This is a genomic window from Rhodovulum sp. 12E13, from assembly GCF_003340565.1.
In the GTDB taxonomy this organism is placed as follows: domain Bacteria; phylum Pseudomonadota; class Alphaproteobacteria; order Rhodobacterales; family Rhodobacteraceae; genus HLUCCA09.
Genome location: NZ_QPLK01000081.1, coordinates 1 through 2902 on the forward strand (window position 1 = coordinate 1; position 2902 = coordinate 2902).

The window sequence follows — 2902 nt, forward strand, 5'->3', positions numbered from 1 at the left end:
CCTCGCCGCTTACGGCCGCTGGCACGCCGCCCGTGACAACGCCGACCGGAGCTACCGCGACGTCCTCAGGAAGCTCCTCGCTTCAGGCCACCCCACCAACACGGTTTGCTGACACCGCCAAGGATCGTCTGAACGACCGCTTCGGCTTCGCCGATTTCGGGCTTTGGAGGGTCTGGTAAGGGCGTTTCACCCGGTGAGACGGGCGCTTTCGGCGTATCTCCCGGCCCGAATGGCCGGGATTGTCGTCCGAGGGCAGACTCCGCCTCATGCCAGGAGCCTCCGGCGTACGAGGAACAGGTTGCCGAGGGCGAACAGCGTGAAGAGTTGTGCCCGGTTCTTCGCGAGGCCGCGGTACCGGGTCTTGAGATACCCGAACTGCCGCTTGAGCACCCGGAAGGGATGTTCGACCCGGGCCCGCACCATGGCGATGATCCGGTTGATGTCCTCATCGACGGGGTGCAGCGCGCCGCCCTTCGGCGCCTTCCTCATGACGCCCCAGAACTTGCCGGGGCCGGAGAACGCGGCCTCCCGCGCGGCGCTGACATAGCCCTTGTCCGCCCAGACCGATGTCTCCGCGCCGTGCAGGAGCTCGTCCCAGACCTGGCTGTCGTGCACCTTCGCGGTCGTGGTCTCCAGGCTGGGCGGGGTGCCGCCCTACGGCTACCGCGTCAAGAACCGGAAGCTGGTCGTGGACGAGGCCCAGGCCGAGCATGTCCGCTGGATCTTCGCCCGCTTCCTCCAGATCGGATCCGGCACGGAACTGGCGCGCCAGGTCGCGAAGCGCGGCATCCGCACGCCGCGCGGCAACCGGATCGACAAGAAGTATCTCTACCGGATGCTGAACAACCGCGCCCATATCGGGGAGGCAGTCCACAAGGGCGAGAGCTACCCAGGCAATCACGACGCCATCGTCGACCGCGAGACATGGGACCGTGTCCACGCCATCCTGCAGGAAAGCCCCCGCAAGCGTGCCGCGCGCACTCGCGCCGACACGCCAGCCCTGCTGAAGGGGCTGCTGTTCGGGCCGGATGGGGCCGCGTTCTCACCGACGCACACCCGCAAGGGCGCCAGGCTCTACCGTTACTATGTCAGCCAGACGGTGCTGAAGCATGGCGCCGGATCCTGCCCGGTCGGCCGGGTCCCCGCGGCCGAGATCGAGACCGCCGTCATCGACCAGCTGCGCGCCGTGTTCCGCCAGGTCGAGCAGCACCGCCTCGGGTGCGCCGAAGACGACGGCCTGCGACAGCGCCGAAGGCCGCAGCGCGCCGGGCGGCAGGTCATAGGCCTCCCGCTCCTGGCGGACGGCTTCGATCCCGCGCGCATCGGCATCGGCGATGGAAATGAACCGCAGCGGGACGGCGCGGCCGTCATGGACAAACGACACGACATCAGCCGGATCGAGCGCGAGGCGCGACGGAGGCAGGCGGAAGACCGCGCTCTCGCGGCCGGTCCAGGCTTCCATCAGTGCGCGGCAGCAGCGGCGCTCGGCCTCCTCGGGCGGCACCGCGATAGGGAAGGACTCGGACGCGATGCGGGTCGTATCGACGGTGATGCGCCGGGCCTCGACCTGTGCGGCCTCGTAATCCTCGTCGGCACGGGCCACCTGCCATTTCAGGGCCTGCGGCAGTTCGGTCTCCTGGCCGCGCGTGAGCTCGAGAACGTCGCCCTCGCGGGGCGCGACAAGATCGTCTGGCGAGACGGTTGCGACAGCTGCGCGCCCGCGCATGACGAACCGGATCACACCCTCGGTCTCCACCGCGTCGAAGCCGAAATGCCGCGCGAGCGTGGTGATCAAGGCGCGAGGGCTTTCCAGCGCGCCGATGGCGTAGCCCTCGACCGCGCCCCAGAGCCCGGTGACGTCGATCCGGTTCTCGGGAAGCCCGGCGCGCAGGCAGAGATGGCGGACAAGGGCCGCGAGCGATACCGCCCCGAGCCGTCCGGTCAGCCAGTGACCGAGGCGCCAGTTCCCGCCATCCGTCCAGACGTCGGTCAGCGCCGGGAAGAATGGGTACGGCCGCGCGTCCCAGGTCCAGGCGGCGCATTCGCGGACGTGCACCATCCGGCCGCCGTAGACCGAGGACAGCGGGTTGTTCGTGGCATCGCCCCACCAGAGATACGTCGCCTTGAGATAGGCGCGCTGGATCGCGTCGTCCCGCCAGCCGCGGGAGAAGTACGGCAAGAAGCTCTCGGACGATTTCGGGTCGAAGAAGACGTTGGGCTGGTTGGTGCCACGGTCGATGGCCGGGCATCCGAGCTCGGTGAACCAGATCGGCTTCGACTCCGGCGCCCACGCAGTGGGCGTCCCGCTCTCCACCCCGCTCGGACGGTCGTAGTGAATGGGGTGGTTGCCGCCCCCCTCGACGGCATCGCGTTGTGCCAAAATGATGGTGGTACAGCCACCAAGCGAGAAAGGACGGCAACCATGGACAAGGATACGGTAATCGGGGTCGATCTGGCAAAGAACGTTTTCCAGGTGCACGGCGCGTCGAGCAATGGACAGGTCAGGTTTCGCAAGAAGCTGACACGGGCGCAGTTCCGCCGGTTCATGGCCGAGCATCCTTCTGCGGTGGTCGCCATGGAGGCCTGCGGCAGCGCTCATTATTGGGCTCGAGAGATGCGAAGACTGGGTCACGAGGTCAGGCTGCTCGCCGTCCAGTATGTGAAACCTTTCGTGAAGCGGCAGAAGAACGATGCTGCGGATGCAGAGGCGATCACGATTGGGGTGCGTCAACCCGAGATGCGCTTCGTCGAGCCGAAATCGGCGGAACAGCAAGCCCGGCGGTGTCAGCAAACCGTGTTGGTGGGGTGGCCTGAAGCGAGGAGCTTCCTGAGGACGTCGCGGTAGCTCCGGTCGGCGTTGTCACGGGCGGCGTGCCAGCGGCCGTAAGCGGCGAGGTTCTTC

Annotated in this window: 4 pseudogenes; 2 read left to right on the forward strand and 2 right to left on the reverse strand. The window is 67.6% G+C overall.

Annotated features, from left to right (window positions below):
- Positions 1–264: 264 nt before the first annotated feature.
- Positions 265–651, reverse strand: a pseudogene (locus tag DLJ49_RS22665) (transposase); the annotation flags it as partial.
- Here DLJ49_RS22665 and DLJ49_RS20960 point away from each other — a divergent pair.
- Positions 638–1204 (forward strand): annotated as a pseudogene (locus DLJ49_RS20960) (recombinase family protein); the annotation flags it as partial. The pseudogenes DLJ49_RS22665 and DLJ49_RS20960 overlap by 14 nt on opposite strands.
- Here the strand turns inward: DLJ49_RS20960 and DLJ49_RS20965 are convergent.
- Positions 1190–2335, reverse strand: a pseudogene (locus DLJ49_RS20965) (glycoside hydrolase TIM-barrel-like domain-containing protein); the annotation flags it as partial. The pseudogenes DLJ49_RS20960 and DLJ49_RS20965 overlap by 15 nt on opposite strands.
- A gap of 87 nt (positions 2336–2422) precedes the next feature.
- Between DLJ49_RS20965 and DLJ49_RS20970 the strand changes: the two are divergent.
- Positions 2423–2776 (forward strand): annotated as a pseudogene (locus DLJ49_RS20970) (transposase); the annotation flags it as partial.
- Positions 2777–2902 lie beyond the last annotated feature (126 nt).